General features: G+C 63.9%; 4 protein-coding genes. 1 reads left to right on the forward strand and 3 read right to left on the reverse strand.

Annotation, left to right across the window (positions count from 1 at the left end):
- Nucleotides 1-424: class II D-tagatose-bisphosphate aldolase, non-catalytic subunit (locus EN984_RS26980; RefSeq protein ID WP_164765669.1), on the forward strand; the 424-nt coding region annotated here is incomplete at its 5' end.
- A 57-nt stretch (nucleotides 425-481) separates the two neighbouring features.
- Here EN984_RS26980 and EN984_RS26985 read toward each other — a convergent pair.
- The 3 genes from EN984_RS26985 to EN984_RS26995 all read right to left on the reverse strand — a co-directional run.
- Nucleotides 482-1,828, reverse strand: a complete 1,347-nt coding sequence (locus EN984_RS26985; RefSeq protein WP_127271655.1) for an FAD-binding oxidoreductase — start codon at nucleotides 1,826-1,828, stop codon at nucleotides 482-484.
- 200 nt (nucleotides 1,829-2,028) lie between these two features.
- Nucleotides 2,029-3,123, reverse strand: a complete 1,095-nt coding sequence (locus tag EN984_RS26990; protein ID WP_127271657.1) for a four-carbon acid sugar kinase family protein — start codon at nucleotides 3,121-3,123, stop codon at nucleotides 2,029-2,031.
- Nucleotides 3,120-3,511: 4-hydroxythreonine-4-phosphate dehydrogenase PdxA (locus EN984_RS26995; protein ID WP_164765670.1), on the reverse strand; the 392-nt coding region annotated here is incomplete at its 5' end. The genes EN984_RS26990 and EN984_RS26995, both read right to left, overlap by 4 nt.

Here is a 3,511-nt window from a genome sequence, read left to right on the forward strand (position 1 = left end):
CCTCAAGGTCGGCCCCGAGCTGACCTTCAAGCTGCGCGAGGCGCTGTACGCGCTCGACCTGATCGCTTCCGACCTGGTGCCTGGCTATGGCGAGCGGCCACTTTACCACGCCATGGAAGAGCAGATGCAAGCCACCCCCAAGAATTGGGCAAGCCACTATCATGGAAGCGATGCCGACAAGCGGACGCTGCGCCACTACTCCTATTCCGATCGCATCCGATATTATTGGGCGATCCCGCAAGCCCGTGCCGCCTGCAACCGTCTCTTCGATACGTTGAACGGCCGCAAGGTGCCGGTGACGCTGTTTCTCCAGCACCTGCCTTCTGCAGTCACATGGGCTGGCCGCGCCTGCGACGTCGAGGAGATCGCGATCGGTCACGTCCGGCGGAGCATCGAGGCCTACGCCGGGGCATGCGGCACCTGAGATCCTCGTCCGGCACTTCAAGGCCAGAGCGGATGGCCTGGCGGGCGGCAGGAACGCTTACAGCGATGGCCCCAATCGGATCGGACTGCCGTCGCTGAAACGGGATTGACGGAACCTGTAGAGATTGTGCCCGGTCTCGTTGCCTTGGACGAGGTCGGACAGCACACGGCCGATGCCGGGTCCGATGCCGAAGCCGTGACCACTCATCCCGGTCGCTATGACGAGACCTGGGATCGCAGCGGCGCGATCGACGATGGGCACGACATCAGGCATCGCATCGATCATGCCCGCCCAGCTCGCCTTGATCGGCACAGTCGTGAACTGAGGGAACAGTTCCCTGAACCCGCGGTCGATGGCGCGAAGCGCCGACGTCTCGGGAGCGGGATTGAGGACCCGCATCCGTTCGAAAGGGCTTTCTTCATCCGCGTTCCATCTGCGCGGCGTCGACCAGCCATCCGGGTATCCTCGCGGCGCGGCCGGCAGGTAGCGTGTGCCGAAGGGATTGGCCATCAGGGCGCTGATATATTTGCCCGCATGGCGAAATGCGTCCGGCCCTATGTAGAGTTGGCTACTGCCTCCCGATGCGAGCGTATACCCGCCATCCTGCCTGCGTCGGAAAGCGATGCGTTCATCCGCGGCGGCACCGGCGTGGATTTCCGCCATCGGTGCTGTCGCGGCGACGGTCGCCCTGACGCTGAGCTGCGGAATCGAGATGCCATGGGCGCGCAGGAAGAGCGACGTCCACGCGCCGCTGGCGACGAGGACGCTCGAGGTCGCGATGAGCCCTTTCTCGGTCCAGACGCCACTGGTGCGACCCCCGGAGATGTCGAGCATACGTGCCGCGCAATTCTCGATGATCGTCACGCCTTCGCGGGCCGCCAGGCGCGCAAGCGCGGGCACGGCGACCCAAGGTTCGGCGCGCATGTCCGACGGGGTGATCATTGCGCCTTTGAACGGTAGCGCCATGGCCGGGATCAGGCTTGCCAACTCACCTTGGTCGAGGAGACGCGTGTCGACGCCATGAGCCTGGGCGATCGTCAGGAATTTCGCGAAACCGGCCATCTCCTTGTCCGTCCGCGCAAGATAGGTGACGCCCGTCTGCTTCAGTCCTATGTCCTCGCCACACTCCTGCGCCAGTTGCCGCCAGAGGCGCTGCGCTTCGATGACGATCGGCAGTTCGTCGGCATCGCGGCCCTGCTGCCGGATCCAGCCCCAATTGCGCGAGGATTGCTCGGCGGCGATGCGGCCCTTTTCCAGCAGCGTCACCGAGACGTTCCGTCGCGCCAGGAACAGTGCCGTGCTCACGCCAATGACCCCGCCGCCGATGATCACGACGTCCGAAGTCTTCGGCAGGGGCTGCTGGAACTGGATCGAGGTGGCTTCGGTGAAGGGGAAGATTGTCAAAGAGCACCGTCCTTCTTGGTATGCTGCGGCGACATCCGGTCCACGCTGGCAGCGAGATCTGGGCAGCGATATCTGGCCGCCGTGAAATGTCGATACCACGCGAGGAGATTGATCGTCAGCTAGTGCTTCAAGGCCGCCTATCGCGACGCGGGCGGCAAAGGTCGAAACAGCATCGTAAAAGCGAACGGACCTGACGCGCCCTACGGTAGACGATTTCGTCCATCTGGAAATACCAAGTGAGCGAGAAGATCGTCGCTCCCGAACCCGCCTGACTTGGAGACGATGACAGCGCCATTCCATGTGGCCGACACCATCCTGCTGACCGCCACGCCGGGCTCGTAGAGTCCCTCGCACAAGAAATGGCTGGCTCCGCAGATGCCTGCCAGCAGCCGCAGCGTCGACCCGCCTGTCACCAAGACAGAACGCGGCGTCGGCAGCCTGGCCACAAGCTGGATGAGCGATCGCTCGATGGCAAGGCGCGCCTGGGATTCCGAAGCAGCGTGGGAGGGCGCGAGCAAAACAAACGGTGGTTCGAGAGGCATGGGACTGGAGCCGTCCATCACGACGGTCTTCAGCCCGCTGACCGCTGCGACCTGGCGCAAAGCAACCGGATGGTTCGTGCCGCAGATGGCGAGATCGAGTGCCTGTGGCCGAAGGTGGGCCGTCCGACTTCCAGCGAGCATGGAGGCCAATCCACCTGAGCCGACATAAAGATCCTCGCTATCCACTCCAAAGGCTGCAATCGCCGCCGCAAGCTCGGCATCGCTTGACGCATCGGCGACAAAAAATCCCTCGCTTGCGCAGGCCTCGCCGATCATGGCAGCCGGAACCCCGTGGCCCAATAATGCATCGACAAGTGCCGGACCGACGGGTGTTATCCCATCCTGCGATACTACGTGCTGCCGGCCGTTGACTGTTGCCCGGCCCAACGCCGGAAAAGCAGGGGCGAAAAGGGCACGCCTAAACCGTCCGGCGCGAAAGGCCGCAACCGACTCTGCGACAGGGTGTCCACGCATGACGCTATCGATTTTCTTGAACGACAGCGACCGTGCGCCCGCTTTGCGATCGGCAAAAACGCCTGTGACACGATCGTATGCCGCTCGTTCCCCTAAGTCCCGGCTGTCGAGATCAATGGCGTTGCAGCCGGAGAGGCCCGGCGGCAGGTCGAGCCAGACCTTCACCGGTTTTTCTGGACTCGCGAAATAGCCGGCCGTGTCGAGCGCACCGGTGATGTCGTCCGCGACGATCAGGACATCCGGCTTGCCAAGCCCGCGCCCGTCGGGGCTACGGTTCACGCAGCGTTCTCCGTGGTCAGCGACAAGGCGTAGTCGATCGCCTCTATGAGGCTGCTTTCGCGGGCGATCCCGCGGCCGGCGATGTCGAAAGCGGTCCCGTGGTCGACGGAGGTCCGCGCGATCGGCAGGCCGAGCGTGATGTTGACGCCGCTCAGGCCAAGCCATTCACCGGTCTGCGGGTCGATCTGGAAGCCAAGCAGCTTCACCGGAATATGGCCTTGATCGTGGTACATGGCCACGACCGCGTCATAGGCGCCGCCGCGCATTTTCACGAAGACGGTATCGCCCGGAACGGGACCATGGACGTCGTGGCCGCGCGCCCTGTAGTCGGCGACAATCGGCTGGGTAATGCGGATGTCGTGGGTCCCGAAAATACCGCCCTCCCCGG

This window comes from Mesorhizobium sp. M7A.F.Ca.CA.004.12.1.1 (assembly GCF_003997835.1).
GTDB lineage: Bacteria > Pseudomonadota > Alphaproteobacteria > Rhizobiales > Rhizobiaceae > Mesorhizobium.